26 protein-coding genes are annotated in these 26,874 nt (G+C 69.1%); 13 read left to right on the top strand and 13 right to left on the bottom strand.

The features are described from left to right. Nucleotides 1–85: 85 nt before the first annotated feature. The 3 genes from dnaB (at nt 86) to IG99_RS17015 (ending at nt 3,555) form a co-directional block, all read left to right on the top strand. Nucleotides 86–1,561, top strand: coding sequence for a replicative DNA helicase (gene dnaB, locus IG99_RS17025; RefSeq protein ID WP_037674845.1), 1,476 nt, complete (start codon nt 86–88; stop codon nt 1,559–1,561). Between the two features lie 185 nt (nt 1,562–1,746). After that, a complete protein-coding gene (locus tag IG99_RS17020) occupies nt 1,747–2,217 on the top strand; it encodes a DIP1984 family protein (RefSeq protein ID WP_037674844.1) in 471 nt (156 codons plus the stop codon). A 504-nt stretch (nt 2,218–2,721) separates the two neighbouring features. After that, a complete protein-coding gene (locus IG99_RS17015; RefSeq protein WP_037675177.1) occupies nt 2,722–3,555 on the top strand; it encodes a PIG-L family deacetylase in 834 nt (277 codons plus the stop codon). A 110-nt stretch (nt 3,556–3,665) separates the two neighbouring features. Here IG99_RS17015 and IG99_RS17010 read toward each other — a convergent pair whose 3' ends face one another. Beyond that, the gene (locus IG99_RS17010) at nt 3,666–4,775 is read right to left on the bottom strand and encodes an FAD-dependent oxidoreductase (RefSeq protein ID WP_037674841.1); all 1,110 of its coding nucleotides are present in this window, start codon (nt 4,773–4,775) and stop codon (nt 3,666–3,668) included. Between the two features lie 72 nt (nt 4,776–4,847). Here IG99_RS17010 and IG99_RS17005 point away from each other — a divergent pair, with 72 nt between their 5' ends. Both IG99_RS17005 and IG99_RS17000 read left to right on the top strand, forming a co-directional pair. Then, complete coding sequence (locus IG99_RS17005; protein WP_037674839.1) at nt 4,848–5,528, top strand: TetR/AcrR family transcriptional regulator; 681 nt, start codon at nt 4,848–4,850, stop codon at nt 5,526–5,528. Nucleotides 5,529–5,662: 134 nt separating this feature from the next. Further along, the gene (locus IG99_RS17000; RefSeq protein ID WP_037674837.1) at nt 5,663–7,048 is read left to right on the top strand and encodes a serine hydrolase domain-containing protein; all 1,386 of its coding nucleotides are present in this window, start codon (nt 5,663–5,665) and stop codon (nt 7,046–7,048) included. Between the two features lie 49 nt (nt 7,049–7,097). On the opposite strand, the gene IG99_RS16995 is transcribed toward IG99_RS17000, so the two are convergent. Next, nucleotides 7,098–7,550 (bottom strand): GNAT family N-acetyltransferase, encoded by a 453-nt coding sequence (locus IG99_RS16995; protein ID WP_037674835.1) that lies wholly within the window; start codon nt 7,548–7,550, stop codon nt 7,098–7,100. A gap of 9 nt (nt 7,551–7,559) precedes the next feature. Further along, nucleotides 7,560–8,018 (bottom strand): MarR family winged helix-turn-helix transcriptional regulator, encoded by a 459-nt coding sequence (locus IG99_RS16990; RefSeq protein WP_037674832.1) that lies wholly within the window; start codon nt 8,016–8,018, stop codon nt 7,560–7,562. Nucleotides 8,019–8,158: 140 nt separating this feature from the next. On the opposite strand from IG99_RS16990, the gene IG99_RS16985 reads away from it, so the two are divergent. Then, complete coding sequence (locus IG99_RS16985; protein WP_037674831.1) at nt 8,159–9,367, top strand: MFS transporter; 1,209 nt, start codon at nt 8,159–8,161, stop codon at nt 9,365–9,367. Between the two features lie 81 nt (nt 9,368–9,448). On the opposite strand, the gene IG99_RS16980 is transcribed toward IG99_RS16985, so the two are convergent. Further along, nucleotides 9,449–10,315, bottom strand: coding sequence for a GNAT family N-acetyltransferase (locus IG99_RS16980; RefSeq protein WP_037674829.1), 867 nt, complete (start codon nt 10,313–10,315; stop codon nt 9,449–9,451). Nucleotides 10,316–10,500: 185 nt separating this feature from the next. On the opposite strand from IG99_RS16980, the gene IG99_RS16975 reads away from it, so the two are divergent. Together IG99_RS16975 and IG99_RS16970 are read left to right on the top strand one after the other, a co-directional pair. Continuing rightward, nucleotides 10,501–11,133, top strand: a complete 633-nt coding sequence (locus IG99_RS16975; RefSeq protein ID WP_037674828.1) for an HAD family hydrolase — start codon at nt 10,501–10,503, stop codon at nt 11,131–11,133. 392 nt (nt 11,134–11,525) lie between these two features. Then, nucleotides 11,526–13,019, top strand: a complete 1,494-nt coding sequence (locus tag IG99_RS16970) for a globin domain-containing protein (protein ID WP_078947754.1) — start codon at nt 11,526–11,528, stop codon at nt 13,017–13,019. Nucleotides 13,020–13,050: 31 nt separating this feature from the next. Here IG99_RS16970 and IG99_RS16965 read toward each other — a convergent pair whose 3' ends face one another. The 5 genes from IG99_RS16965 to IG99_RS16945 all read right to left on the bottom strand — a co-directional run bounded on the left by IG99_RS16965 (nt 13,051) and on the right by IG99_RS16945 (nt 16,898). Further along, nucleotides 13,051–13,533: an NUDIX domain-containing protein gene (locus IG99_RS16965; protein WP_037674826.1), complete on the bottom strand. Its 483-nt coding sequence runs from the start codon at nt 13,531–13,533 to the stop codon at nt 13,051–13,053. A gap of 162 nt (nt 13,534–13,695) precedes the next feature. Next, nucleotides 13,696–14,601, bottom strand: a complete 906-nt coding sequence (locus tag IG99_RS16960) for a LysR family transcriptional regulator (protein WP_037674824.1) — start codon at nt 14,599–14,601, stop codon at nt 13,696–13,698. Nucleotides 14,602–14,849: 248 nt separating this feature from the next. Then, complete coding sequence (locus IG99_RS16955) at nt 14,850–16,025, bottom strand: cystathionine gamma-lyase (RefSeq protein ID WP_037674822.1); 1,176 nt, start codon at nt 16,023–16,025, stop codon at nt 14,850–14,852. Continuing rightward, nucleotides 16,022–16,513 (bottom strand): low molecular weight protein-tyrosine-phosphatase, encoded by a 492-nt coding sequence (locus IG99_RS16950; protein ID WP_037674821.1) that lies wholly within the window; start codon nt 16,511–16,513, stop codon nt 16,022–16,024. Before IG99_RS16950 ends, IG99_RS16955 begins: the two co-directional genes overlap by 4 nt. Before the next feature lie 7 nt (nt 16,514–16,520). Continuing rightward, nucleotides 16,521–16,898 carry a phage holin family protein gene (locus IG99_RS16945; RefSeq protein WP_037674820.1) on the bottom strand — a complete coding sequence of 126 codons (378 nt, stop codon included), beginning with the start codon at nt 16,896–16,898 and terminating at the stop codon, nt 16,521–16,523. A gap of 48 nt (nt 16,899–16,946) precedes the next feature. On the opposite strand from IG99_RS16945, the gene IG99_RS16940 reads away from it, so the two are divergent. The 4 genes from IG99_RS16940 to IG99_RS16925 all read left to right on the top strand — a co-directional run bounded on the left by IG99_RS16940 (nt 16,947) and on the right by IG99_RS16925 (nt 19,223). Then, nucleotides 16,947–17,264 carry a cupin domain-containing protein gene (locus IG99_RS16940; RefSeq protein ID WP_037674819.1) on the top strand — a complete coding sequence of 106 codons (318 nt, stop codon included), beginning with the start codon at nt 16,947–16,949 and terminating at the stop codon, nt 17,262–17,264. A 153-nt stretch (nt 17,265–17,417) separates the two neighbouring features. Then, nucleotides 17,418–17,630, top strand: a complete 213-nt coding sequence (locus tag IG99_RS16935; protein ID WP_007492480.1) for a DUF5326 family protein — start codon at nt 17,418–17,420, stop codon at nt 17,628–17,630. Between the two features lie 318 nt (nt 17,631–17,948). After that, entirely contained in the window at nt 17,949–18,686 is a 738-nt protein-coding gene (locus tag IG99_RS16930; RefSeq protein ID WP_324606135.1) for an IclR family transcriptional regulator, read from the top strand. A 99-nt stretch (nt 18,687–18,785) separates the two neighbouring features. Then, entirely contained in the window at nt 18,786–19,223 is a 438-nt protein-coding gene (locus IG99_RS16925; protein ID WP_037674817.1) for an SsgA family sporulation/cell division regulator, read from the top strand. Between the two features lie 104 nt (nt 19,224–19,327). Here the strand turns inward: IG99_RS16925 and IG99_RS16920 are convergent, their stop codons facing one another. Then, nucleotides 19,328–20,968 carry a YibE/F family protein gene (locus IG99_RS16920; RefSeq protein ID WP_037674815.1) on the bottom strand — a complete coding sequence of 547 codons (1,641 nt, stop codon included), beginning with the start codon at nt 20,966–20,968 and terminating at the stop codon, nt 19,328–19,330. 241 nt (nt 20,969–21,209) lie between these two features. On the opposite strand from IG99_RS16920, the gene thiC reads away from it, so the two are divergent. Next, nucleotides 21,210–22,994 (top strand): phosphomethylpyrimidine synthase ThiC, encoded by a 1,785-nt coding sequence (thiC, locus tag IG99_RS16915; protein WP_037674813.1) that lies wholly within the window; start codon nt 21,210–21,212, stop codon nt 22,992–22,994. Nucleotides 22,995–23,096: 102 nt separating this feature from the next. Here the strand turns inward: thiC and IG99_RS16910 are convergent, their stop codons facing one another. The 3 genes from IG99_RS16910 to IG99_RS16900 form a co-directional block, all read right to left on the bottom strand. Next, complete coding sequence (locus IG99_RS16910; RefSeq protein WP_037674812.1) at nt 23,097–23,966, bottom strand: membrane protein; 870 nt, start codon at nt 23,964–23,966, stop codon at nt 23,097–23,099. 193 nt (nt 23,967–24,159) lie between these two features. Further along, nucleotides 24,160–25,245 (bottom strand): metallophosphoesterase, encoded by a 1,086-nt coding sequence (locus tag IG99_RS16905; protein WP_037674810.1) that lies wholly within the window; start codon nt 25,243–25,245, stop codon nt 24,160–24,162. Nucleotides 25,246–25,470: 225 nt separating this feature from the next. Then, the gene (locus IG99_RS16900) at nt 25,471–26,583 is read right to left on the bottom strand and encodes a LacI family DNA-binding transcriptional regulator (RefSeq protein WP_078947753.1); all 1,113 of its coding nucleotides are present in this window, start codon (nt 26,581–26,583) and stop codon (nt 25,471–25,473) included. Nucleotides 26,584–26,874: the final 291 nt, after the last annotated feature.

Below are 26,874 nucleotides of genomic sequence, written 5' to 3'. Positions count from 1 at the left end.
GAGAGGGGCTCTCAGTTGTCAGTGCTGTGCCGTAGAACAGAGGGGCACGGCGAGGTCCGCTCGGCGGACGGGAGGAGGTGGCTCGGTGAGCATTTCCGAGCCCTTGGACGACCCGTGGGCCGACAGCGGTCCCGGTGATCGTCTGCCCGCCTCCCGCCGCGGTGACGTGGGCCGGGGCCGTGGTGAGCAGCACGAGCGCGGCCGGGACGACGGGGAGTGGGAGAGCGGTGGCACGCCGTTCGAGCGGGTACCGCCGCAGGATCTCGACGCCGAGCAGTCCGTCCTGGGCGGCATGCTCTTGTCCAAGGACGCCATCGCCGACGTCGTCGAGGTCCTCAAGGGCCACGACTTCTACAAACCCGCCCACGAGACGATCTTCCAGGCGATCCTCGACGTCTACGCGAAGGGCGAGCCGGCCGACCCCATCACGATCGCCGCCGAGCTGACCAAGCGCGGCGAGATCAACAAGGTCGGCGGAGCGTCGTATCTCCACACCCTCGTCCAGACCGTGCCGACGGCCGCGAACGCCGAGTACTACGCGGAGATCGTGCACGAGCGGGCGGTCCTGCGCCGGCTGGTCGAGGCGGGCACGCGCATCACTCAGATGGGATACGCGGGCGACGACGACGTCGACGAGATCGTCAACCGGGCCCAGGCCGAGATCTACGCGGTCACCGAGCAGCGCACCAGCGAGGACTACCTGCCGCTCGGCGACATCATGGAAGGCGCCCTGGACGAGATCGAGGCGATCGGCTCGCGCAGCGGCGAGATGACCGGTGTGCCCACCGGGTTCACCGACCTCGACTCCCTCACCAACGGTCTGCACCCGGGTCAGATGATCGTCATCGCGGCCCGTCCCGCCATGGGAAAGTCCACCCTGGCGCTCGACTTCGCCCGGGCCGCGTCGATCAAGCACAATCTGCCGAGCGTCATCTTCTCCCTCGAAATGGGGCGCAACGAGATCGCGATGCGCCTGCTGTCCGCCGAGGCCCGTGTCGCCCTGCACCACATGCGGTCCGGCACGATGACGGACGAGGACTGGACGCGTCTGGCCCGCCGGATGCCCGAGGTGTCGTCCGCGCCCCTCTACATCGACGACTCGCCGAACCTGTCGATGATGGAGATCCGCGCGAAGTGCCGTCGGCTGAAGCAGCGCAACGACATCAAGCTCGTGATCATCGACTATCTCCAGCTGATGCAGGCCGGCGGTTCCAAGCGCTCCGAGAGCCGTCAGCAGGAGGTCTCGGACATGTCCCGGAACCTCAAGCTCCTGGCCAAGGAGTTGGAGGTCCCTGTGATCGCGCTCTCCCAGCTCAACCGTGGTCCCGAGCAGCGCACGGACAAGAAGCCGATGGTGTCCGACCTGCGTGAGTCCGGCTCCATCGAACAGGACGCCGACATGGTGATCCTGCTGCACCGTGAGGACGCGTACGAGAAGGAGTCGCCGCGCGCCGGTGAGGCGGACATCATCGTCGGCAAGCACCGTAACGGCCCGACGGCCACCATCACCGTGGCCTTCCAGGGGCACTACTCGCGCTTCGTGGACATGGCACAGACCTGATCGTCGACTTGCAGGGTCTCAAGTTCGTGTCGGAATCTCACGGGATTCCCTTTCGTGGCGCTCTGAGCGGCTGTCCGCTCTCACTCCAGTGGCTGGTCAGGGCCGCGGCGGATCAAAATCCAGCCGCGTATGAGCCGGTTCGCACTCGTATACTCGTGCGGGCTCATGGAGGGGGAGGGGAGACCGTGAAGCTTGCTGAGGCACTGGCAGAACGTGCGGAGGCGACGCGCCGTGTAGAACAGCTGCGAGCGCGTGTCGTCAGCAGTGCGCGGTACCAGGAAGGGGAGACGCCCGCCGAGGATGCGGCTCAGCTGTTGGCTGAGGCCGGTGAGGTGCTGGACGCTCTGGAAACGTTGATCCGGCGGATCAACCGGACCAATGCCACCGTGGAGATGGGTCCGGACGGCACGCTCACCTATGCCCTCGCACGCCGGGATGTGCTGCGGTTGCGTCACTCTGTGGTCACCGCTGCGGCGGACGCGGCGGCGGGTAAGGGCGAGCGGGGATACGGCCGGCAGCTCCGGTCCGAGCTGATGATGCTTTCCGCGCTTCCGGTCGCGGAACTGCGCGGTCAGGCGGATGCCCTCGCCCGGGAGATCCGCGAGGTCGATGTGCGGATCCAGCGTACGAACTGGGAGGTCGATTTGCTGGACTGAGTAGTCCAGCAAGCTGGGACGATGTGGAGCAGGTAGCAGCTTCGGAGGCGTGCGCACACCGAGGGCCGGCGGTTTTCCAGCCCACTCCTGGCGCGTGAAGGGCAACGCGGGGTTCGACTCCCCCATCAACAGTGCAGCTCAGCACCGCGTACAGGTAACAGTGCACATCACACAGCACATCACCATGTGCAGATCCGAGGCGGCGAGGGCGGGTTCGGGGCTTTCCACACCGCAGCACCATGGACGGCGATCTCCGGCGGATACCGTTGGCGACTTTGGCGGGGCGCCTCCATCCACCGCGAACGCCGACTCCTGAAAGGCCAAGCGGTCGCGCCGGGAACAGCCGGTCCGGTCGGCGCGGTTGCACCGACCGAGGGACCGGCGCCGTACGGGCGGGGGACACGGAGACCAGAGGGTCGTCCGCCCCACCAGGATCCGGGCCCCAGGAGCGGTATGCCCGCCGCCCAGTCGGACCAAGACGTATTTCTGCAGGAGGACTGTTTCATGACTGACCGGCCCTTGACGCTCATGGCAGTACACGCCCACCCCGACGACGAGGCGACCGGAACCGGAGGGATCCTCGCGCGGTACGCGGCGGAAGGCATCCGCACGGTTCTCGTGACGTGTACCGACGGCGGTTGCGGTGACGGACCGGGGGGTGTCAAGCCGGGCGATCCCGGGCACGATCCGGCGGCGGTCGCCCTGATTCGCCGTCAAGAACTCGAGGCGAGCCGTGACGTCCTGAAGATCAGCGATCTGGAGATGCTGGACTACGCCGACTCCGGGATGATGGGCTGGCCGAGCAACGACGCCCCCGGATCCTTCTGGCAGACCCCCGTGGAGGAAGGCGCGGCCCGACTCGCGGAACTCATGCGGCACTACCGACCTGATGTGGTCGTCACCTACGACGAGAACGGCTTTTACGGCCACCCCGATCACATCCAGGCCCACCGCATCACGATGGCGGCGCTGGAGATGACCGAGCTGACACCGAAGGTGTACTGGACCACGATGCCCCGCTCCGGGATGCAGCGGTTCGGGGAGATCATGCGCGAGTTTCATCCGGACATGCCGGAGCCGGACCCTGCCGAGGCCGCCGCGATGGCCGAGATCGGCCTTCCCGACGATGAGATCACCACGTGGGTGGACACCACCGCGTTCAGTGGTCAGAAGTTCGACGCGCTGGCCGCGCACGCCAGCCAGGGCGAGAACATCTTCTTCCTCAAGATGGGCAGGGAGAGGTTCGGCGAGTTGATGGGCATGGAGACCTTCGTACGTGTCCAGGACGCCACCGGCGCGGCCGTACCCGAGAACGATCTCTTCGCCGGACTGCGCTGATCCACCCATCCGGAGCGGAGCCAGGGAAAGCACATCGGCCGGGCGAGGGCGGTCTCCGACACCAGCCGCGAGATCTTACGACGCCGATTCCTGGTCGTATGTGGTCCCCTTCAGCCCGGTTGGAAGAAGGCGAGCATTTTCTGGGCGGCGTCCGGCGACGTCAGCAACTCCTGTATGTCCGCGGACATCCGGGCGGCAGCGCTGGTGCGTTCGAACATCTCGCGTTCGTATGCTTCGACGGCGGCGGGAAAGTCGTCCGGATGCGCGGCCAGCGCGAGACCGAGCAGGGCGCCGTCGAGCAGCGCCATGTTGGCGCCCTCTCCCACCGGCGGCATCAGGTGCGCGGCATCGCCGAGCAGCGTGACGCCTGGCGTCGACGGCCAGGTCAGGCCGGCCGGGAGAGTGGTGATCGATCGCGGCACGATCGTGTCGTCGCAGGCCGCGATCAGCGCGGTGAACCGAGAGTCCCAGCCGGGGAGCAGGTCGATCAGCCGCGCCCGGGCGGCGGCCGGGTCGTCGAACGGGATCCCGCTGGTGGCGAACCAGTCCTCGGCGGTGTTGTAGAAGCTGATCCCGATGCGGACGCGGCCGTCGCCGTTGCGCTGCGCCGCCAGGGACAGTCCGTTGCCGAGCACCCAGTAGTTGCCGCGCCCGACCATCGCCGCGAGGTCGGGGTGCGTCCGGTCGATATCTGGAATGCCGACCTCGACGACGTTCTGGCCGATATGCACCGGTCGGGCGTCGGTGAGCAGCGGCCGGACCCGGGACTGCGCGCCGTCCGCGCCGACCAGCAGGTCATACGGCGCACTGCTGCCGTCGGCGAAGTGCAGCAGGCCGTTGTCGGCGGACATGAACGCGTGCCCCCAGCGCACCACGTGCTCGGGGAGGGAATCCAGCAGCAGGTTGCGCAGATCCGCGCGGTCGACCTCGGGTCGATCGAGCGGGGCGTCGTCGGGCGTGTCCTCCTGGAGCAGCAGGGTGCCGTCCGGCTCGAGAAGACGCATGTCCTGGCCTTCCCCACGGGCAATCTCGTAGAACTGGTCGATCAGACCGGCCTCGCGCAGCGCCCGCTGGCCGGAGTGGATGTCGAGCATGCCGCCCTGACCGCGTGCACCGCGTGACGATTCACGTTCGTACACGACGGCGTCGATGCCGTGCACGTGCAGCACCCGGGCAAGGGCCAATCCACCCAATCCAGCTCCGACAATGGCGATGGTCATGGGTTGCCTCTCCTTCGATACGCCGTACTTGTCGATACAGTGTATCGACCGATGCAATGTATGGTTAGCGGCATGTTGGTGTGGGAGAGGCCAGAGCCACCGAATCGGCCCGTGCCGGCCCCGTTGAGCCGGGAACGGATCGTGCGAGCGGCGATCCAGCTGGCCGACGCGGACGGCCTGGATGCGGTGTCGCTGCGCAAGGTCGCCACCGCGCTGGACGTCCGTCCGATGCGGCTGTACGGCTACATCGCCAGCAAGGAGGAGTTGCTCGACCTGATGGTCGATGCCGCCCACGCTGAGATCCGGCCGGTCGGAGACGGCTGGCGGGAAGTGCTCCGGTCCCTTGCCGAAGCCACTCGGCACGCCGCTCACGAGCATGAATGGCTCGCCGATCTCCTGGGCGGCCGGCCCCAGCTCGGGCCGCACGCGCTGGCCAGTGGGGAGACCGTGGTGGCCGCACTGGGCGACGTCGGCGTGGACGCCATCATGCCGGTGGTCGCCGCGGTCAACGCGTACGTGATCGGCGCGGTGCGTCGGGAGATCGCCGAGCGGCGTGCCGAGCGGGCCACCGGGATGGACGAGAAGCGTTGGCAGGCCTCACTCGGGCCCTATCTGGAGCGAACCTTCGCCACTGGCCGGTTCCCCGCGCTGGCCACGGTGGTGCGCGATGCCGCCCACCTGGACGCCGACCACACCTTCCGGATCGGCCTCGACTTCCTGCTCGACGGCATCGAAGCCCGCATCTCGAGGTGACGCGCGGCCGAACGACCGGCCGCAGCACCAGGTCAACGCTGACGACCCGACCCGACGCGGTCGGGGCGGGGCCGGGCCCGGCGTCCTGGCGATATGCGCTCGACTCGGGGCGCTGGGCCGGGTGGACTGGGCCCATGACGACACCTCAGGAAGAGTTGCTCCCCGGCACCCGGCGGGCGCTGCTGCACCGGATCGCCGTGGCGCAGGCCGAAGGGCGGGCACCGTCACTGGTCGCGGCGGTGGTGCGGGAGGGGCGGGCCGTGTGGCACGGTTCCCGGACCTGCGTGGACGGGCACGGGCCGGACGAGAACGTGCAGTACCGCATCGGCTCGATCACCAAGACCTTCACCGCGGTCCTCGTCCTGCGGCTGCGCGACGAGGGCGCACTCGACCTCGGTGACCCGCTCGAGAAACATCTGCCGGGCACCGGCGCCGGGGACGCCACGATCGCCGAGCTTCTCGCGCACTCGGCCGGCCTGGCGGCCGAGTCGCCCGAGCCGTGGTGGGAGCGCACTCCTGGGGCGCTCCGGCCCGAACTGGCCGATGTGCTCGGCGAGCAGCCCTTCCGGCATCCCGTGGGCCGACAGTTCCACTATTCGAACCCCGGCTACACGCTGCTCGGCGCACTGGTCGAACGGTTGCGGGGCGCGCCTTGGGAGGACGTCCTTCGGCGAGAAGTGCTCGAACCTCTGGGTCTGGACCGAACCAGTGCGCGACCACGGGCGCCACATGCGGGAGGCTGGGCCGTGCACCCGTGGGCCGACGCGCTGTTGCCCGAGCCCGTAGAGGACTTGGGAAGGATGGCACCGGCAGGTCAACTCTGGTCGACCACCGCGGACTTGGCGCGTTTCGCGGTCTTCCTGGTCAGGGGGGACGACCGTGTGCTGAGCGCCGAGTCGCTGGCCGAGATGCGCACGCCGGCGGCACCACCCTCAGCGGCGGACGTGTCGGCCGGTTACGCGTACTGCATGGGCCTGGAGATCCGCCACCAGGACGGGCGGGCCCTGGTCGGTCACACAGGATCCCTGCCGGGTTTCCTGGCGAACCTCACCATCAGCGTGGCGGACGACGTGGCGGCGGTGGTCCTGGCCAACTGCACGTCCGGTCCGCTGCTGTCCGCTGTGGGTGCCGACCTCGTCCGTATCGTGGCGGAGGCTGAGCCGCGGATCCCTGTGCCCTGGCGGCCACTGCCGGAAATCGATCCGGCCGTGCTGGAGTTGGTGGGGCAGTGGTACTGGGGAACGTCCGGCTTTGGACTGCGGCTGACGGCCGATGGGCTGGTCTCCTTGGAACCGCTGTCGGGCAACGGCCGGCGCTCACGGTTCCGGCCGAACGGTGACGACACCTGGACGGGGCTGGAGGGCTACTACGCCGGAGAGCTTCTACGGCCCGTACGGCGCCCTGACGGAACGCTGAGCCATCTGGACCTCGGCTCGTTCGTCTTCACACGTCAGCCGTACGAGGAGGGGGATGCTGTGCCGGGCGGGGTCGACCCCGAAGGGTGGCGAGGAATCGGTTAGCGCGGCTCGGCGGGCGCCCTGTTTCACGTGAAACAGGGCGCCTCCTGGTTCAGAGCGAGAGCTTGAAGCCGATGTGCGAGGCCGTGAACCCGAGCCGCTCGTAGAAGCGGTGGGCGTCGGTGCGTGTGTTGTCGGAGGTCAGCTGGACCAACTGGCAATTCTGCCGCCGGGATTCGTCGATCGCCCACTCGATGAGCTGGGTGCCCAGACCGCTGCCGCGCTCGTCGGCGTGAATGCGCACGGCTTCGATGATCGAGCGGGTGGAGCCGCGCCGGGACAGACCGGGGATGACCGTGAGCTGGAGGGTGCCGACCACCTGACCCTCGCGGACCGCCACGACGAGGTGCTGGTTCGGGTCGGCGCGGAGTCGCTCCAGCGCGGGCAGGTACGGGGTGAGGTCGTCGGGCGACTCGCGCTCTGCGCCCAGCGGGTCATCGGCGAGCATCGCGACGATCGCCGGGATGTCGTCGGACGTGGCGGGGCGTATTCCAAGATCTCCCATGGCCGCAGCCTATGCGGGCACGTTCAGCGACTCCACGACCCTGACGAGCGGCGCCAGTTCCGGGTCCCGGGCCGCCGTGTCGAGCGCTTCACGCAGGGCCGCGTCATTGGTGGGCCTGGCCTCTTCGAGCAGCTTGAGGCCGGCGTCGGTGACATTCGTGTAGATGCCACGCCGGTCGGTGGGGCAGAGGTAGCGCTCCAGCAGACCGCGGTCCTCGAGGCGCGTCACCAGGCGTGTGGTGGCGCTCTGGCTGAGGACGACCGCGTCGGCGACCTGCTTCATCTGCAGATGGCCCCCGTCGCCGTCGTGCTGCCGGCTGAGCACATCGAGCAGGGAGTACTCGCGCACGCTCAGATCGTGCCCGACCTGAAGGGCTCGCTCGATGTGAGCCTCGATCCTCCCGTGCAGGAGGGAGAGGGCGCACCAGCCCTGGGCGAGGGCGGTGAGCGCGGGGTCCGTCGCTGTCATGGGCGTTTCCTCCGTCCCGGAACTGCTGACACCAGGATAGAGCAGCTTCGCAATAGTCAGCCGTTGCCTTTAACCCGCGCTTGCAACTATTGTCGGCGAACGTAAAGCGCATCTGCAATCGTTCGGAAGGTACACCCCTCATGCCTCTCGCGCTTCTGGCCCTCGCGATAGGGGCCTTCGGGATCGGAACGACCGAGTTCGTGATCATGGGCTTGCTGCCCGAGGTCGCGGACGACTTCAGGGTCTCCATCCCCACGGCCGGCTTCCTCGTGACCGGCTACGCGCTCGGCGTCATGCTCGGTGCCCCACTGATGACCGTGCTGGGCACCAAGGTCTCCCGCAAGCGGATGCTGATGCTGCTGATGGGCCTGTTCATCGTCGGCAACCTGCTGTCGGCTCTCGCTCCCGCCTTCGCCGTCATGCTGATCGGCCGCGTGGTCGCCTCCCTCGCCCACGGCGCCTTCTTCGGCATCGGCTCCGTCGTCGCGGCCGACCTGGTGGCACCGGACAAGAAGGCCGGCGCCATCGCGATGATGTTCACGGGCCTCACCGTCGCCAACGTCGTCGGTGTGCCGCTGGGAACCCTCGTCGGACAACACGCGGGCTGGCGTGTGACGTTCGGCATCGTCGCGGCCCTCGGCGTCATCGGCCTGGCCGGCATCGCCCGCCTGGTCCCGGACATCGCCAAGCCGGAGGGCGTGCACCTGCGTCACGAACTCGCCGCATTCAAGAACGTCCAGGTCCTCCTCGCCATGGCGATGACCGTCCTGGGCTTCGGCGGTGTCTTCGCGGCCATCACCTACGTCACGCCGATGATGACGCACGTCGCCGGCTTCGCCGACGGTTCCGTCACCTGGCTGCTGGTCCTCTTCGGACTCGGCATGGTCGGCGGCAACCTCGTCGGCGGCAGGTTCGCCGACCGCGCCCTGATGCCCATGCTGTACGTCTCGCTGGGCTCCCCGGCGGTCGTGCTGGCGCTGTTCACCCTCACCGCGCACGACAAGGTCCTCGCGGCCGTCACGATCGCCCTGATCGGTGCCCTGGGCTTCGCCTCCGTCCCGCCGCTGCAGAAGCGCGTCCTCGACCAGGCGCACGGCGCCCCGACCCTGGCCGCCGCCGTGAACATCGGCGCCTTCAACCTGGGCAACGCCCTCTCCGCCTGGCTGGGCGGCCTGGTCATCGCCGCAGGCATCGGCTACACCGCCCCCAACTGGGTCGGCGCGGCCCTCGCGGCGGGCGCACTGGTCCTCGCCTTCCTTTCGGCCGCACTGGAGCGCCGCGACGGCACGCCCAGCGCCGTGGTCGTGGGCTCAGCACCCGCCGAGCAGCGGACTGCCGCCCACCTCTGAGCCCACCCGGGCGCGGGAGTCAGGGGGCACAGTGGAGGATGCCGGTTCTCACGGGGGGAACCGGCGTTCTGCGGTCCGCGCTCAGCCCGCGGCCACCGTCAGAGGAGCGAACCGTCGAGTCCAGTCGCCGGGGAGCTCCGTGATCCCGTGGGTCATGACCGCGTTGAAGGCGACCGACGCAAGGCCCCGCCCCTTGGCCCAGGCCAGCAGCTCTTCGTGCCGTACGTCGATGTCGGTGCGCAGAGGCCGGTCGGTGCGGGCGGCGAGGGAGGTGACGAGGGCCTTCGCGGTCTCCGCGTCCCGGGCGATCAGCGGGCCCACCACCTGCGTGTCCATGTTGGGCCACGAGCCCGCGAACCCGATGAGGCGTCCGCCCTCCTCGGCAACGCGCAGCTGGTCGGCGAAGGCGGGCAACCGCGTGATGATGTGCGTGCGGTCGACGCCGAACACCTCCTCGTCGAACCGGAGGATCGCCGGAAGATCCTCGGCCGTGGCGGCACGCGTGGCGACCTGGGGCTGTGGCCCACCGAGTGCGAAGTGCCCGAGCAGCATCTCCGCCCGGCCGGTCACCTTGAAGCCGAGTTCCTCGTAGAGGGGACGGCCGTACGGCGTTGCGTGCAGCGTCAGAGGCGTGGGGTCCAGGGCCGAGACCACGTGGCGCATCAGCCGGCGACCGATGCCCTGGCGGGCGTGCCGTTCCGCCACCAGCACCATGCCGATGGCCCCCAGTTCAGGACGGTCCTGCCGGCCGTACTCGGTCACCACGCAGGCAGTGACCAGGCCACCGTCGGGGTCGTCGATGCCGTAACCCTTCCCGGCGGAGAGGAGGAAGCCCCACTTGTGCTCCTCGCGAGGCCACCCCCGATTCTCTGACAAGTCGGCGCAGGCGGTGAGGTCGCGGAGCGTCAGACGACGGATGGGGAGAGTGTGGAGGGGAGGAGTCGGCACGCAGGTCAGGCTGTCCGATGGCCGCCTCGGCGTCCACCTGTTTCCCGGCAGACGTACGCGCTTTTGGCCATGTCGTGGCAAGCCGCACAGGATGAAGGAACGGGCTGCGGTGTTTCACGTGAAACACCAGCGAACGCAGGGCCTCGACGAGATGTTGACAGTAAGTGCCTCTAGTCTGACCGCTTATGACGAGACTTCATCTCTTCGATATGGATGGCACCCTGCTGCACGCCACGTCCGCGCCCGTGGAGATCTCACGGCAACTGGGCCTGGAAGCCGAGACGGTGGCATTGGACCAGGCGATTTCGGCTGGGCTGATAGATCCACCGGAGTATGCGGCGCAGGTCCATGCCCTGTGGGCGGAGCTCACCGAGGCGCATGTCGTGGCGGCATTCGAAGCGGCGCCCTGGCTGGCCCGTATCCGCGACGTGTGGGCGGAGATCCGGCGCTCGGGGGACTACTGCGCCGTGGTCTCGCTTTCCCCTTCCTTCTTCGTGGAGCGCCTCACCGGCTGGGGCGCTCACGCGGCACACGGCTCCCGCTTTCCCGCCGTGCCGTTCACCGAGCCGGTGGACCCGACGGGTGTGCTCACCGCCGCGGCCAAGGTACGCATCGCCGATCAGTTGTGCCGGGAGTTCGGGGTGACGCGGGCCGACTGCGTCGCGTACGGCGACTCGCTCTCGGATCTGGACCTGTTTGGTGCGGTGCCGGTTTCCGTCGCGGTGAATGCGGACAGCCGTCTGTCGGGGCTGGCGACGCACACCTACTTCGGGAAGGATCTGTGGGATGCCTATGAATTGGTGTGCGATGCCCGGTAATTGAGAGAATTGTCGGTTCGCCCCTCGACCACATCGTGGTGAGGGCAGGGGGGACTTGTGTACGGAGCGGTGGCCGGTATGGTCGAGTCCGGTTCGTGTCCGGAGTGCGGTGCGCCCACTCTGAGCAAGGCCGAGCAAGGCAATGCAGCCTAACGGGACGGAGTGATCGAAGACCCGCGTTTTCGGTTTTACGGCCGGAGCGTCCCCGACGTGGTGGGATGCTGCGGTGAGCACTGCGGCCCTTGTCACACTCTCGCCTTACTTGTCCGTACGGAGCGGGAATACAGGTTGAATGTGGCCGCATTGGCCGCGACGCCGAATGGGGTAAGCAAGCCGCCTGCGGGGGAAAGCAGGCACTTCCGATCACCGGAAGTGCGCAGACCGACCGAAAGATGTTCGAGGCGAGGCACACCATGGACGCTCCGACCACCAGGTCGGCCGACAACGGCACGTCCGGCGGCGGGGGCGGCTGGTTCACGCCGCGCAAGCAGCCGGAACCCGGCTCCGGACCTGAAAGCGGCGAGGGCCCGAGCGACGCTCACGGAACAGCCGCCACCGGCGACACTGCAGAATCACTCGTCAGCAGTGACGATCTGGCGCCCCTCGCCCCGAGCACCGGCGTAGCAGCGCCCGTCGCCGACACGGGAGCGACGGAACCGGAGCGGACATCAGCGCCGTCGCGGACCGCGACCCTCGCGCCGACCGCCCAGGAGGCATCGCCCGCCGATCACCGGGTGCCCGTCCAACGGCCCGCCCCCGCTCATCGGCAGGCCTCCCCGGACGCCGTCCTCATCCGCCGCACCATGGCCGAGGTCACCCCCGTGGCCGACAAGGTCACCTCGTACTTCTACGCGCTGCTCTTCGTGCGCCACCCCGACCTGCGCCCGCTCTTCCCGGCCGCGATGGACACCCAGCGGGACCGACTGCTCAAGGCGCTGCTCACCGCCGCCGAACACATCGACAACACCCCCGTCCTCGTCGAGTACCTGCAGAGTCTCGGCCGGGGCCACCGCAAGTACGGCACCCGCCCAGAGCACTACCCGGCCGTCGGTGAATGCCTCATCGGCGCCCTGAGCAAGTACGCGGGGTCCGTGTGGAACGCGGAGGCCGAGGCGGCTTGGGTCCGGACGTACACGACGATCTCGCAGGTGATGATCGACGCGGCGGCCGCCGACGAACTGCGCGCGCCGGCCTGGTGGCACGCGGAGGTCGTCGCGCACGACCTCAGAACGCCCGACGTAGCCGTCGTCACGGTCCGCCCCGACCAGCCCTACCCCTTCCTCGCCGGCCAGTACACAAGCCTGGAGACCCCCTGGTGGCCACGGGTCTGGCGGCACTACTCCTTCGCCTCCGCGCCCCGCTCCGACGGACTGCTCACGTTCCATGTGAAGGCGATCCCCGCCGGTTGGGTCTCCAACGCCCTCGTCCATCGGGCCCGGCCCGGTGACGTCATCCGCCTCGGCCCCCCGGCCGGTGTGATGACCGTGGACCACACCACCGACAACGGCCTTCTCTGTCTGGGGGGCGGCACCGGGATAGCCCCCATCAAGGCCCTCGTCGAGGACGTCGCCGAGCACGGCGAGCGGCGACGTGTCGAGGTCTTCTACGGCGCCCGCACCGACCACGACCTGTACGACATCGACACGATGCTCAGGCTCAAGCAGTCCCACCCCTGGCTGGAGGTCCGCCCGGTGGTCGACCGGCACGGCTTGCTCCAGCTCCCCGACGCCATACGGGACCACGGCCCCTGGAGCGAGTACGACGCCTATGTCGCGGGACCACCCGGCATGATCCGCAGCGGTGTGGACGCGCTGCGGGACAGCGGGATACCGCCGGAGCGGATCCGGCACGACTCGGTGGAGGAACTCATCGTCACCGGTGACTGAGCGGGGTATGCGATCGCCACCGCTCGGCATGTCAGCCCAGGTCGGGGGCGTGCATGGCACGTACGCCCTCGATGTTGCCGTCCAGGTAGTGCCGCAGCGACAGAGGCACGAGGTGGACGGAGGCGATCCCCACCCGGGTGAACGGCACCCTGACGATCTCGTACTCGCCGATCGGCTCGTCCACCTCCGGGCCGTGCCGTAGAGCCGGGTCCATGGACTCCAGACGGCAGACGAAGAAGTGCTGCACCTTCACACCGGTCGCCCCGCCGTCCTCGCCGATGTGCTCGACGGTGTCGACGAAGCAGGGCACGACATCGGTGATCTTCGCGCCGAGCTCCTCGTACACCTCACGGTGCAGGGCGTGTACGACGGTTGTGTCCCCCGGCTCGACCCCACCGCCGGGCGTGAGCCAGTAGGGATCCACACCAGGCTTGGTGCGCTTGATCAGGATCAGGTCGTCGCCGTCCAGGAGGACGGCACGCGCGGTGCGCTTGACCACGGGTCGGACGGTCATGGGAGAAATGTGGCCCGGCTGGTTCCACGTGAAACATCGCGAAACGTCACCACAAGAGCTCACCGCGTGACCACCGGGTCGAGGGGCGCACCCACGGGCGCGGGCGCGGTACTCACGCCGGTCGAGGACGGTGTCGACGGTGTCCCCCGGCGGGGCAGGAGTTCAGCACCAGTCGCCCGCAGCCCGCAGCAGCCACTCGTACGCCCGCGCGATGTGCGGCATCGCCAGCGTTCCGGTGCGCACCACGAGAAAGTACGTCCGCAGTGGCGGCACCGCCGGATCGTGCAGGGCGACCACATCACCGCGCTCGAGAGCGTCCGCGCACAGATAGCGGGGCAGCACCGCGAGGCCGGCGCCCGCGATCGCGCAGGCGAGCACCGCCCGCAGGTCGGGTGCGACGACGGTGCCCGAGGCAGCCGGACGGGCGTCGAAGACGGACGCCCAGTAGCGGGAGACGAACGGCAGGGACTCGTGGACCTCGACGACCGGAAGGTGCTCCAGCGTGGGCACGCTCTTGCGGTGCGGCTTTCCGGACCGGATCCGTTCGGCCCACTGCGGGGCGGCCACGAGCACATGTTCCTCGTCGCACAGAGGGGTCGCCGTGAGCAGGGGGCCGCGCGGTCGGACGGCGCTGATGGCCAGGTCGTGGTGGCCCGCGGCCAGCCCCTCCAGAGCCTCCTCGGCGGTCCCGAAGGACGCGCGCAGGGCGAAGCCCTGTCCGTCCTCGCCGGTGAGTCTCGTGAGCACGGGCAGGGCCCGCTCGGCGGTGAACTCGGGGGGCCCGGCCAGATGGAGGGTGCGTAAGGAGGACTCGTCGTCGAGGCCCGTCTCGGCGATCTCCACCAGGGCGTCCAGATGGGGCGCGGCCTTGTGGGCGAGCTCGTCGCCGATGGTCGTCGGTGTCACTCCGCGGGCCCGCCTGAGGAACAGGGGGCGGCCCAGCTGCCGCTCCAGGGTGCGGATCTGCGAAGTGACGGCCGGCTGGGAAAGGCCCAGCAGAGCGGCGGCGCGGGTGAAGGAGCCGGCCCGGTGCACCGTGACGAAGGTGCGCAGCAAGGCGAGGTCCATACGCGCCTCCCCTCGTACAGCCCTTCTCCGGCCCCCGGCTACAGCACTTCTCCGGCCCCGGCCGGGCACAACTATAAATAAGTCGATAGGTCTCTGTCGCTACTGTGATTGGACTCTGACACAGAGTCAACTAGCCTGGTTCGCGCGGTTCTTCGCGCGCAGAACCGAGGACGGTCCGAGCCAAGAGGGGGGAGGCTCGGACCGTCCGTCGTACGTAGCGGGACGCCCTCGGGGCGTCCGTAATCCGGTCATCCCGCCGACTCCTCCAGCGCACGCAGCACATCCGCCACGAGATCCTCGGGATCCTCGGCCCCGACCGAGAACCGGATGAAGCCCTCCGGCACCGCGTCCCCGCCCCAACGGCGGCGCCGTTCGGCCGTGGAGCGCACCCCGCCGAAGCTCGTCGCGTCGTCCACGAGTCGCAGCGCCTCGAGAAAACGCTCGGCACGCGCGCGTGTGGGGAGGGTGAAGGAGACGACGCACCCGTAGCGCCGCATCTGCTGCGAGGCGACCTTGTGCGCGGGGTCGTCGTGCAGGCCCGGGTAACGCAGCCCGGTCACCTCGGGCTGCTCGCGCAGTACCTCGGCGAGGGCGAGGGCGGTGGAGTTCTGCCGGTCGACCCGCAGCTGGAGCGTGGCGATCGACCGGTGAGCCAGCCACGCCTCCATGGGCCCCGGAATCGCCCCGACGATCTTGCGCCAGCGGCGTACGGCGGCCATGGTCTCGGGGGCGCGGCCGGTGACGTAGCCCAGGAGGACATCGCCGTGCCCGGTGAGCTGCTTGGTGCCGCTGGCCACCGAGAAGTCGGCGCCCAGTTCCAGCGGGCGTTGTCCGAGCGGTGTGGCCAGGGTGTTGTCGACGGCCACGAGGGCGCCACGCGCGTGTGCCGCCCCGACCAGCCGCCGGATGTCGCACACGTCGAGTCCGGGGTTGGAGGGCGACTCGATCCACAGCAGCCTGGCGCCGTCGAGGACACCGAGCTGGGCGTCGTCGCCAGTCGGCGCGGTGCGCACCTCGATGCCGTACGCCTCCAGCTGGGAGCGGACCAGGGGCAGCGCCTGGTAGCCGTCGCCGGGCAGGACGACCGCGTCCCCGGCGCACAGCTGGGAGAAGAGCACCGAGGAGACGGCGGCCATGCCGGAGGCGAACACGAGCGTCTCGACGTCGTCCCGCCCCGGCGCCTCCAGCTCGCCGATGGCCCGCTCCAGATGGGTCCAGGTCGGATTCTCGTCACGGCCGTACGCGTACGGCCCGGTGGGCTCGCCCGGCAGGTGGTAGTGGGCGGCGAACACCGGCCCGGGCAGGGTCGGCTCGTGCTTGACCGCCTCGGGCAGCCCGGCGCGCACGGCGCGTGTGCCCTCCCCGGCGCCCGGCGAGCCGCTGTCGACGGAGCCGCTCCGATCGTCCGCAGCTGAATCGTTCATGCCGCCCGTCCTTCCACCTGCTCGTACACCGCGGCGAGCAGCCCGGCGCTCGCCGCTTCCACCATCTCAAGGCACCCCTCGAAGCCGTCCATGCCTCCGTAGTAGGGGTCGGGAACATCGAGGTCGTTGCCCGCGGCGGGGTCGTACGAGCGCAGCAGCCGCACCTTGAGCGCGTCCTCCTCGGTCGGGGCGAGACGGCGCAGCGCCTTGAGATGACCGCCGTCGAGGGCGATCACCAGGTCGAGGCGGGAGAACCAGGCCGCCTGGAACTGCCGGGCGGTGTGCTCACTGCCGTAACCGTTGTCCTCCAGGACCGCGACGGTGCGCGGGTCGGCTCCGTCCCCCTCGTGCCAACCGCCCGTTCCGGCGCTGTCGACCTCGATGAGCCCTTCGAGGCCGGCCTCCGCCACGCGCGCGCGGAAGACCGACTCGGCCATCGGGGAGCGGCAGATGTTGCCGGTGCAGACGAAGCAGACGCGGTAGGTCATCGTGTGGTCAGTCCTCGTCGGGCAGGACGACGTGCAGCGCCCAGGAGACGATGGAGATGATCAGACCGCCCAGGACCGCGGTCCAGAAACCCTCGACGTGGAAGCTCAGGTCCAGCTTGTCGGCCAGCCATGACGTGAGCAGCAGCATCAGCGCGTTGACCACCAGGGTGATCAGCCCGAGCGTGAGGATGAACAGCGGGAAGGTCAGTACCTTCACGATCGGCTTGACGACGAAGTTCACCACGCCGAAGAGCAGGGCGACGACTATCAGGGTGCCGATCTTCTTGCCCGTGCTGTCACCGGTCAGAGTGATCTTGTCGAGCAACCACACGGAGACCGCCAGGGCACCCGCGTTGGCGATCGTCTTGACTACGAAATTCTTCATGTGTCTGATCGTGGCAGAAGAGATCGGCTACGAGTGTGGGCGAGTGTGATGAAAGCATTCCGGTTGGATGAACTGGAGGCGGAGAGAGCCGCCAACGAGGGCGCCTACCTTCAGTTCCTGCGGGAACGCAACATGTCCGTGGGGCTGTACGCGCTGGACGCCGGCGCGCACGATCCGCAGGCCCCGCACAACCAGGACGAGGTGTACTTCGTGGTGAGCGGCCGGGCCGCGATCACCGTGGGCCTGGAGACCACGCAGGTGGCACGCGGCAGCGTGGTGTACGTACCGGCCGGCGTCGCCCACAAGTTCCACCACATCAGCGAGGACCTGCGGGTCATGGTGGTGTTCTCTCCGCCTGAGGCCTGACCCGGCGCCTCGGGGTTCCCTAGGGGATCGGTCAGGGGAGGACAAGGGGTGCCGGGCCCCCGTCGGCGCCCCTCGCGGACCTAGCATCGTTGGCAGGACATCGGAACATCCGGCACGAACGTGCCGGGCACCACAGAGATGAGGACGAGGGCGATGCGAGAGATCTTCGCGGGACTGCCGTGGTGGGTGAAGTGGATCGCGGTGCCGGTCATCGCCCTGGTCGTGTTCGGCGGGCTGATAGCCAGCGTCGTCGGCTTTGTGATCGGCCTGCTGTTCAAGGTGCTGGTCTTCGTCGCGCTGGTCGGCGGACTGATCTACGTCGTACGCAAGTTCACGTCGAGCTCGTCGTCGCGCGGCGACTGGTGAGGCGTACGGGCACCGGGGGCCGGTAACGGGAATCACCGGTTCCCTCGGGCGAGGGAAGTTTCCCGGCAGCCCGTCCGTATGCGGTGGCGGACGGTTAGAGTCCGGAACTCGACGCGGGGATCACCCCGCGAGCGGCGTACCCCCACCCGTGCTCTTCGTACGGGCTGCCCCCTCGCGCTTCGGGAGTGACCCTTGGCCACGGTAGACACCGCACCCTCGCAACTGCACGTACCGGATGGGCAACCGCGCTCCTCCGCACCCCCGGTGCAGCGCCGCGCCTCGACAGCGCCCGCCGAGCCGACGCACTCCCAGGCCACTCTGATCGGATCCGTCCAGCGGGCGATGCGGCTCCTCGAGTCCGTGGCGGAGCACCAGCACGGAGCCCCCGCCAAACAACTGGCGCGCGAGACCGGCCTCGCGCTCCCTACGGCCTACCACCTCCTGCGCACCCTCGTTCACGAGGGCTATCTGCGCCGTGAGAAGGGGCTGTTCTTCCTCGGTGAGGCGGCCGAGCGGCTGAGCAGCAGCGGGGCGGCGCAGAAACGTCGCAGCACGGTCACCGACGCCCTCGCGCGCTGGCGCGATTCCCTCGGTGTGCCTGTGTACTACGCCGTCTACCGCGAGGGCGAGATCGAGGTCATGTGCGTCTCGGACACCCCGGCCAACCCGGCGGTGGAGGAGTGGGCCGACTTCCGCGAGACCGGTCACGCGCACGCCGTCGGGCAGTGTCTGCTCTCCCAACTCGACGAGAACGCCCGCCGCGACCACCTCACCCGCTACCCGGTGCAGTCCCTGACGCCGTACACGGTGCGTGACGGCCATGCCCTGATCCGGCGGTTGGAGCGCATCCGGCGGATGGAACCCGTGGTCGAACGACAGGAGTACGCGCTGGGGACGGTGTGCGCGGCCGTCCCGATCACGTTGGGCACCACGGCGGCGACGGTGGCTGTCTCTCTCCCCTCCCATCAGGCCGACCGGTTGCTTCCCGTGGTGCACCGTCTCCAGGACGAGATGGGACAGCTCCTGGGGTCGCTCGCACTCTCTATCACTATCTGAAAACTCACTCCTTGTGATCTCCTGTGTACGTTCAGCAAGATGCCACCAAGTGTCAGGGGTTCATTCCCGGCCAGTTGACGGCAGATGACAGGACAGGCGATGCGCGAGTCCGTACAGGCAGAGGTCATGATGAGCTTTCTCGTCTCCGAGGAGCTCTCATTCCGTATCCCGGTGGAACTGCGGTACGAGGCCTGTGATCCCTATGCCGTACGGCTGACCTTCCACTTGCCCGGCGATGCACCGGTGACCTGGGCGTTCGGGCGCGAGCTGCTGATTGACGGGGTGGGTCGGCCGTGCGGCGAGGGTGACGTGCGGGTTTCGCCCGTCGAACAGGACTCACTGGGCGAGGTACTGATCCGCCTTCAGGTCGGATGCGATCACGCGTTGTTCCGCTCGTCCACGGCGCCGCTCGTGGCCTTCCTCGACCGCACCGACAAGCTGGTACCACTGGGCCAGGAAGGTGCGCTCGGCGACTTCGACGCGCACCTCGACGAGGCCCTGGACCGCATCCTGGCGGAGGAGCAGAGCGCCGGCTGAGGGGGCTTGCGGCCATGGCGGAGGCGGAACGCTTCAGCTGTGGGCGGGGGGTCAGCAGGAACGCTTCTTCTTTCAGGGGTGGCGCGGGGCAGCGCCCCGGCACCTCAGCGCTTGCGCCGCCGCCCCCTCGCGCCACGCACCGGAATCGGCCCGGTGTCCGCGGTGGCCGGCACCATCGGTACCGCCTCGCCCGCCCGGTCCGCCGAGACGACCAGGGCCGCCAGCGCCGTGGTGACCGGAACCGACGCGACCAGACCGATCGATCCCACCAGCGTGCGCACGATCTCCTCCGCGACCAGCTCACTGTTGGCGACCGTACCGACGCTGCTCTGCGCGATCGAGAAGAGCAGCAGCAGCGGCAGCGCGGCGCCCGCATAGGCGAGGACGAGCGTGTTGACGACCGAGGCGATGTGGTCGCGGCCGATGCGGATACCGGCGCGGTACAGCCCTCGCCAGCCCATCGTCGGGTTGGCTTCGTGTAGCTCCCAGACCGCCGACGTCTGGGTGACCGTCACGTCGTCAAGGACACCGAGCGAGCCGATGATCACGCCCGCCAGCAGCAGACCGCTCATGTCGATCTCGGGGTACAGGCCGTGGATCAGACCGGTGTTGTCGTCGGTGTTCCCGGTGAGCGCGGCCCAGTCGATGAACACCGAACCGAGGACGCCGATCAGCAGCAGCGAGATCAGCGTGCCGAGCACCGCCACGGAGGTCCGGGCGGACAGGCCATGGCACAGGTACAGGGCGGCCAGCATGATGGCGCTCGACCCGACCACTGCCACGACCAGCGGGTTCGAGCCCTGGAGGATCGCGGGCAGGATGAAGAAGTTCAGCACCAGGAAGCTGATGGCCAGCGCGACCAGCGCCATCACACCACGCAGCCGACCTACGACCACGACGGCGAGGGCGAAGATACCCGCGAGCACCGTCATGGGGAGGCGGCGGTTGACGTCCGTGACCGAGTACTGCAGGTCCTTCGGAGCCGAGGGCTCGTAGGCGACGACGACCTTCTCGCCCTCGCTCAACTGCCGTGACTGGTCGGGCTGGATGATCTCCGTGAACGTACGGCCCTTGTCGTCGCCCGTGACGACCCGGATCGTCGCCTTCTTGCAGGTGCCGTCCGCCTGCTGCTGGGCGGAGGAGCCCTCGGCGGTGGAGGTGTCGCCGGTCGGGCTGCCCCCCGAGGCGTTCACCGACTTGCAGCTCACGCTCTCGACCTTGGCGACCGTGGCCTCCTGGGTCTGCCGGTCGAAGCCGACCCCGGTGCGCTCGTGCGCCGGGGCGCCTCCGGGCCACAGCACGGCGAGCCCGACCACCACCGCCGCGGCGAAGGGGATGAGGATCGCCGCGATGACCTTGCGCAGGTGCTTGGAGACGGGGGTGGCCGGACCGTGGCTGTGACTGTGCGAGTGACCGTGACCGTTGCCACCGTGCCCGTGCCCGTGCCCGTGCCCCTGCCCCTGCCCCTGCCCCTGCCCGGGTCCGTCGCCGTGCCCGTGCCCTTGCCCGTGGCCGTCCCCGTGGTCACCCGGGCCGCGGCCGTCGCCGGGGCCATGCCCGGGGCCGCCGCCGGTGTTCCCGTGGGCCCCGTGCTCGTTCCCGTTGGCGAAGTCGTAGTCCCAGCCACTGCCCCGGCCTGGCCCGCCGCCGTAACCAGCCTCGCCCCCACGGCCGTTGCCGCTTCCGTCGCCAGGTCGGCGAGGCGGCTCCTGCGGCGGGAACGGGTACTGCTGTCTCGTGGTCACCGCCCGATCATCGCAAGAACGGCCGAGGCCCACTGTTCACCGCGCCACAAAGGACGCTAGCGTGGAGGCACCTTTGCACACGCGGGAGCTCGGAGCACCGGGCTGAGAGGACGCTGACCTCCGTCTTTGCGATGTTTCACGTGGAACACGTGATGTTCCCCATGAAACGCCGCCCGATGGAAGCCGCTGCGTCGACCGCCGAACCTGTTACCGGGTAATGCCGGCGTAGGGAGTAGGTCTCATGACCAACAAGGACGCGCGCACGCCTGCCTCCACGGAGAATTCTGCCGACGGGGAGGCCGGGAAGTCCATCGGCTGGCACAAGGCGTACGTCGAGGGCTCACGCCCCGACCTGCGGGTGCCGGTCCGCCAGGTGCACCTCACCAACGGGCAGACGGTGACGCTCTACGACACCTCCGGCCCGTACACCGATCCACTGGCCGAAACCGACGTCCGCAGGGGCCTGCCCCCGCTGCGGGAGAACTGGATCACCGCCCGCGGTGACACCGAGGAGTACGCGGGGCGTCCCGTCCGTCCCGAGGACGACGGGATCAAGCACACCTCGCCGCGTGGCGGGCTGCGCAACCTCGACGCGGTCTTCCCCGGACGGCCCCGGCAGCCGCGCCGCAGCCGTGACGGCAAGGCGGTCACGCAGCTCGCGTACGCGCGCCGGGGGGAGGTCACACCCGAGATGGAGTACGTGGCCATCCGGGAGAACGTCTCGCCAGAGGTGGTGCGAGAGGAGATCGCGGCGGGCCGCGCGGTGCTGCCGGCCAACGTGAACCACCCGGAGATCGAGCCGATGATCATCGGCAAGCGGTTCCTGGTGAAGGTCAACGCGAACATCGGTAATTCCGCGGTGACCTCCTCCATCGAGGAGGAGGTCGAGAAGATGACCTGGGCGACCCGCTGGGGCGCCGACACGGTCATGGACCTGTCCACCGGCCGCAACATCCACACCACTCGGGAGTGGGTGCTGCGCAACTCCCCCGTCCCCATCGGCACGGTCCCGCTCTACCAGGCACTCGAGAAGGTCGACGGCAGGGCCGAGGAGCTGACCTGGGAGATCTACAAGGACACGGTCATCGAACAGGCCGAGCAGGGCGTGGACTACATGACGGTCCACGCGGGTGTCCGCCTGCCGTACGTCCCGCTCACCGCCAACCGCAAGACCGGCATCGTCTCCCGTGGCGGCTCGATCATGGCGGCCTGGTGCCTCGCGCACCACAAGGAGTCGTTCCTGTACGAGAACTTCGAGGAACTCTGCGAGATCCTCGCCGCCTACGACGTCACGTACTCGCTGGGCGACGGTCTGCGGCCGGGCTCGATCGCCGACGCCAACGACGAGGCGCAGTTCGCGGAGTTGCGCACGCTCGGGGAACTCAACACGATCGCCAAGCGTTTCCACGTACAGACCATGATCGAGGGCCCGGGACATGTCCCGATGCACAAGATCAAGGAGAACATCGACCTTCAGCAGGAGATCTGCGATGAAGCTCCGTTCTATACGCTCGGCCCGCTGACCACGGACGTCGCGCCGGCGTACGACCACATCACCTCCGGCATCGGTGCCGCGATGATCGCCTGGTGGGGCACGGCCATGCTCTGCTACGTCACGCCCAAGGAGCACTTGGGCCTGCCCAACCGTGACGACGTCAAGACCGGCGTCATCACCTACAAGATCGCCGCCCACGCGGCGGACCTGGCCAAGGGGCACCCGGGTGCGCAGGAGTGGGACGACGCGCTGTCCGACGCCCGCTTCGAGTTCCGGTGGGAGGACCAGTTCAACCTGGCTCTCGATCCGGACACGGCGCGCGAGTTCCACGACGAGACGCTGCCGGCCGAACCCGCCAAGACGGCTCATTTCTGCTCGATGTGCGGACCGAAGTTCTGCTCGATGAAGATCTCCCAGGACATCCGCCGTGAACACGGTGGCAGCCGCAAGGAGGTCGAGGAGGGGATGGCCCAGAAGTCGAAGGAGTTCGCGGCCGCGGGCAACCGCGTGTACCTCCCGTTGGCCGACTGACGGAACTCCTCGACGGACCCGGTGCGTTCAGGAATGGCCGGAAGCCGACGGTTTGTCGGGTGTGCGGCTTGCGCTCCCCTGGGCGGGGGCGCAAGCCGAGGGTTACTCCGGAGGGTGTTCCGGGCCCCCGAAGTCCGGGCTGGTGTAGTCCGGACTCGAGAAGCTCGGGCGCGGGCCGCGGACGCCGTCGTCGGCGGGGCTGGTGAAGCCGGGTCGACCGTATCCGAGGTGCGGGATGCGGCCGGTCGGCGTCGGCGGGGCCGTGCGGTGCAGCGCGGACATGCTGCCGGGGTCGGCGAGGGCCTCCCGCAGGAACGGCAGTATGCCGCGCTCCAGGAGGGCCTCGCGCCAGGCGTCCCTGGCCCGCGTCACCTCCTCGCTCAGCTCGCCGTACGCATCGATCGTCGGTGAGGGCTGGTTGCGCAGGGCGGTGAGCAGCAGCCCGACAGTGGCGACGAGGATCGCCGCCGCGGTCATGGCGCCGAACACCCAGCCGGCGGTGATCAGGGTTTGGGCGAACGCCGGTTCGGGGTCGAGCATCTTCAGGATGTAGCCCACGAGCAGGAAGATCGCCGCGGCGGTTCCCGCGAGGACGGGAGCCAGGACCGCGACGACGGCGATGGCGCCCGCGCCGGAGGCCTCGGCGACCTCGCCCACGGTGGCGGCGAGCCCCATCGCGCCCGGCTCCGACTCCGCCGAGCCGGCTTCGCGGGCCGACGACGGGGTGGACGGTTCCGGATGGCGCAGTTCCTCGCGGACCTTGACGTAGTGCTGGTACTCGGTCGCCGCGGCCGCCGTGATGAGTGCGGTGGCGTTGAGCGCCATGGTGCGCAGTTGTTCGGGGTTGAGCCGCTGTCCGACAGCGGTCAGTTCCGGGCGTTGTGGTGCGGAGCGCAGCGCCTCGTCGAGGATCCGCTCGTACTCCTGGCGGTCCTCACTGTGCAGGTGCTGCGGAACGCTGTTCATGTGCATCCCCCGATGCTCCGTAGGGCTTGGGGCTCGCATGCCAACGAGCCGTCGGGCAGAAACGGAGGGGAGCCTGCTACGGATAAGGCGATGGTAGAGCGGTGACGGCACACGTTGACAGGGGGTTTGCCGAAATTGGCCCCTGGCCTGCGCCGTCACCCGCCCTTCCGACGTCGGGGGACGCCTGCCCCGGGAAGGTTCAGATATCCAGGGGAAGTTGCTGGACCAGCAGCTTTCCGGCCATGGTCACCCCGCCGTCCATCGCGATGGCCAGCCCGTCGGCGTAGACGTGCGGTCCCTCGACCACGGGACCGGAGGAGTCCTCGCCCTCCTCCGAGCCGACCTCGCCGAGCAGGTAGGGGATGGGGCTGTGGCCGTGAACGATGCGGGTGCCGCCGTACATGTCGAGCAGGGAGCGCACGGCGTCGGCACCGCCCTCGTCGCGGAAGGAGAACCGCTTGGTGAACTTGCGGAACAGGTCCCACACCTCGTCCGCGTCGTTGCGCGTGAGCGTCTCGCGGATGGTGTCGTTGACCGCCTCGATGGAGTCGCCGTAATCGAGGTAGGCGGTCGTGTCGGAGTGGACGAGCAGATGCCCGTCGACCTCTTCGACCGCGTCGAGCCGGGCCATCCACTGCAGGTGGTGGTCCTGGAGGCGGTCCATGTCGGACTTCTGGCCGCCGTTGAGCAGCCAGGCCGCCTGGAAGGTGGCGGTGCCCGCGCCGGAGTTGACGGGCGTGTCGCCGAACCGCTTGGCGCCGAGCAGCAGCAGCTCGTGGTTGCCCATGAGGGCCTTGCAGTAGCCGCCGGCCGCGGCGGCCTCGGCGGACAGCCGCATCACGAGGTCGATGACGCCGATGCCGTCCGGGCCGCGGTCGGTGAAGTCGCCGAGGAACCACAGCCGGGCGGTGCCGGCGCTCCACTGGCCCGCCGCATCGATCAGGCCCTTCTCCTGAAGGGCAGCCACGAGCTCGTCGAGGTAGCCGTGCACGTCACCGACGACGTACAAGGGGCCCTGGCCGGTGGCGGACTGCGGGGCCGCGGCGAGGACCGCCGGGTCAACCGTCACCTGGAGTGTGTCACCCCGGTTGATGACGGGCAGATCGCGCTGCGTCGGGGTGTACCCGTCCGGGTGCTCCACAGGCTCCTCGACCGGGCGTACCGCGTCGCCCGGGTGCGTGCTGTGGTCGTACGGACCGGTCTCGTGGACGTATGCGGGCACCCGGAAGTCGCGCACCGTCGCCGTGCGCTCCACCTCGGGTCCCTGACCGGCCCCCTGAGTCATCAGACCCCTCCACCATCGCGCCGCATCTGCACCGCATTGGACTGCCTGGTCGCAGCGGCCCGCGGTGTCGTGGGCCCATCATAGGAATGCGGATCGCGCCGTGTGATGACCCAGGGGTGGTGAATCGAAGCCGAGCTCCCTTTCATCGCGGCATTCGCCCCGATTGGGCCGGGCTTCGTCCACTCCTGGGCACAGTCCGCCCACATCGCGGCCCACACCCTCGCGCTACTCCTCCTCGGGTGCCCGGGGCGGGCTGACCGTCGTCCGCGGGGGGCGACGCTGGGAGGAGGTGCGCACGATCAGCTCGGTAGGTATCACCTGCTCGACCGGTTGGTCCGACTCGACCCCCTCGATGGCGTCGATGAGGAGCTGGACCACCGCCGTGCCGATGCGGCGCGGCTTCAGCGAGAGCGTGGTGACGGGCGGCTCGGTGTTGGCGTACACGGTGGACTCGCTGCAGCAGACCAGCAGAAGGTCGTCCGGGACGCGCAGCCCGTAGCGGCGGGCGGCGGCGAGCAGGTCGGTGCCGTTGGGGTCGAACAGCCCGTAGACCGCGTCGGGGCGGTCGGGGCGGGCGAGCAGCCGGTCGGCGGCGACGGCTCCCGCGCACGGATCGTGCGCCGGGTAGGCCTCGTAGACCGGATCCTGTCCCACGCGCTCGCACCAGCGCAGGTATGCGGTGGTCGACAGGTGGGTGTACGTGTCGGTCGTCGTGCCCGTCAGCAGGCCGATGCGGCGGGCGCCGGCGTCGGCCAGGTGGTCGAGGATGCCCAGGACGGCGGCCTCGTGGTCGTTGTCGACCCATGCCGTGACCGGGAGCGCTCCGGCCGGGCGGCCGTCGGAGACGACGGGTAAGCCCTGTCGGACCAGTTCGCTGACCACCGGGTCCTGGTCGGAGGGGTCGATGACGACCGTGCCGTCCAGGGCGACGTTCGACCACACGTCGTGGCGCGAGGTCGCCGGCAGGATGACGAGCGCGTAGCCGCGGGCCAGCGCGGCCGACGTCGCGGCGCGCGCCATCTCGGCGAAGTACGCGAACTCGGTGAAGGTGAAAGGTTCATCCCCGTACGTCGTCACGGTCAGGCCGATGAGGCCCGACTTGCCGGTACGGAGGGTTCTGGCCGCGGCCGAGGGGCGATAGCCCAGCCGGTCGGCGACCTCACGGACATGGCGTCGGGTGGCGTCCGGGAGCCTGCCCTTGCCGTTGAGGGCATCGGAGACGGTCGTGATGGAGACCCCGGCGGCGGCGGCCACGTCTCTGATGCCCGCCCGGCCCGGCCGGCTGCCTCGGCGTGAGGTTTCCGCGCGGCTCACCTGGTGCTTCCCTGCTGCTGTCATGGCGAGCCGATAGTAGGGCTCATGCGGTGGGGTAGGGCGGACGCATATGCACGCGTTGACAGGCACGTTTCTGCATGGTCGTCAGGCGTCAACTACCTTTAAAATAAAGGCTGTTGAACGTTTCACACACAAGACGTGGCGTGGTAGCACGCATGAGCCTGCCAACTCTCTGATGTTTCGAAGAGGTCTCAACTCACCTTGACGAGGGATGCGCGCCACGGAGTGAGCTACCGGCGCATAGATATATGTACGGCGCGCCCCCGGATTGGTACGCCTTCGTACGGTGATGCC

Origin of the sequence: Streptomyces griseus subsp. griseus (assembly GCF_000720255.1) — a bacterium.
Lineage (GTDB): Bacteria > Actinomycetota > Actinomycetes > Streptomycetales > Streptomycetaceae > Streptomyces > Streptomyces griseus_I.
This window is presented reverse-complemented; position numbering and strand designations above follow the sequence as displayed.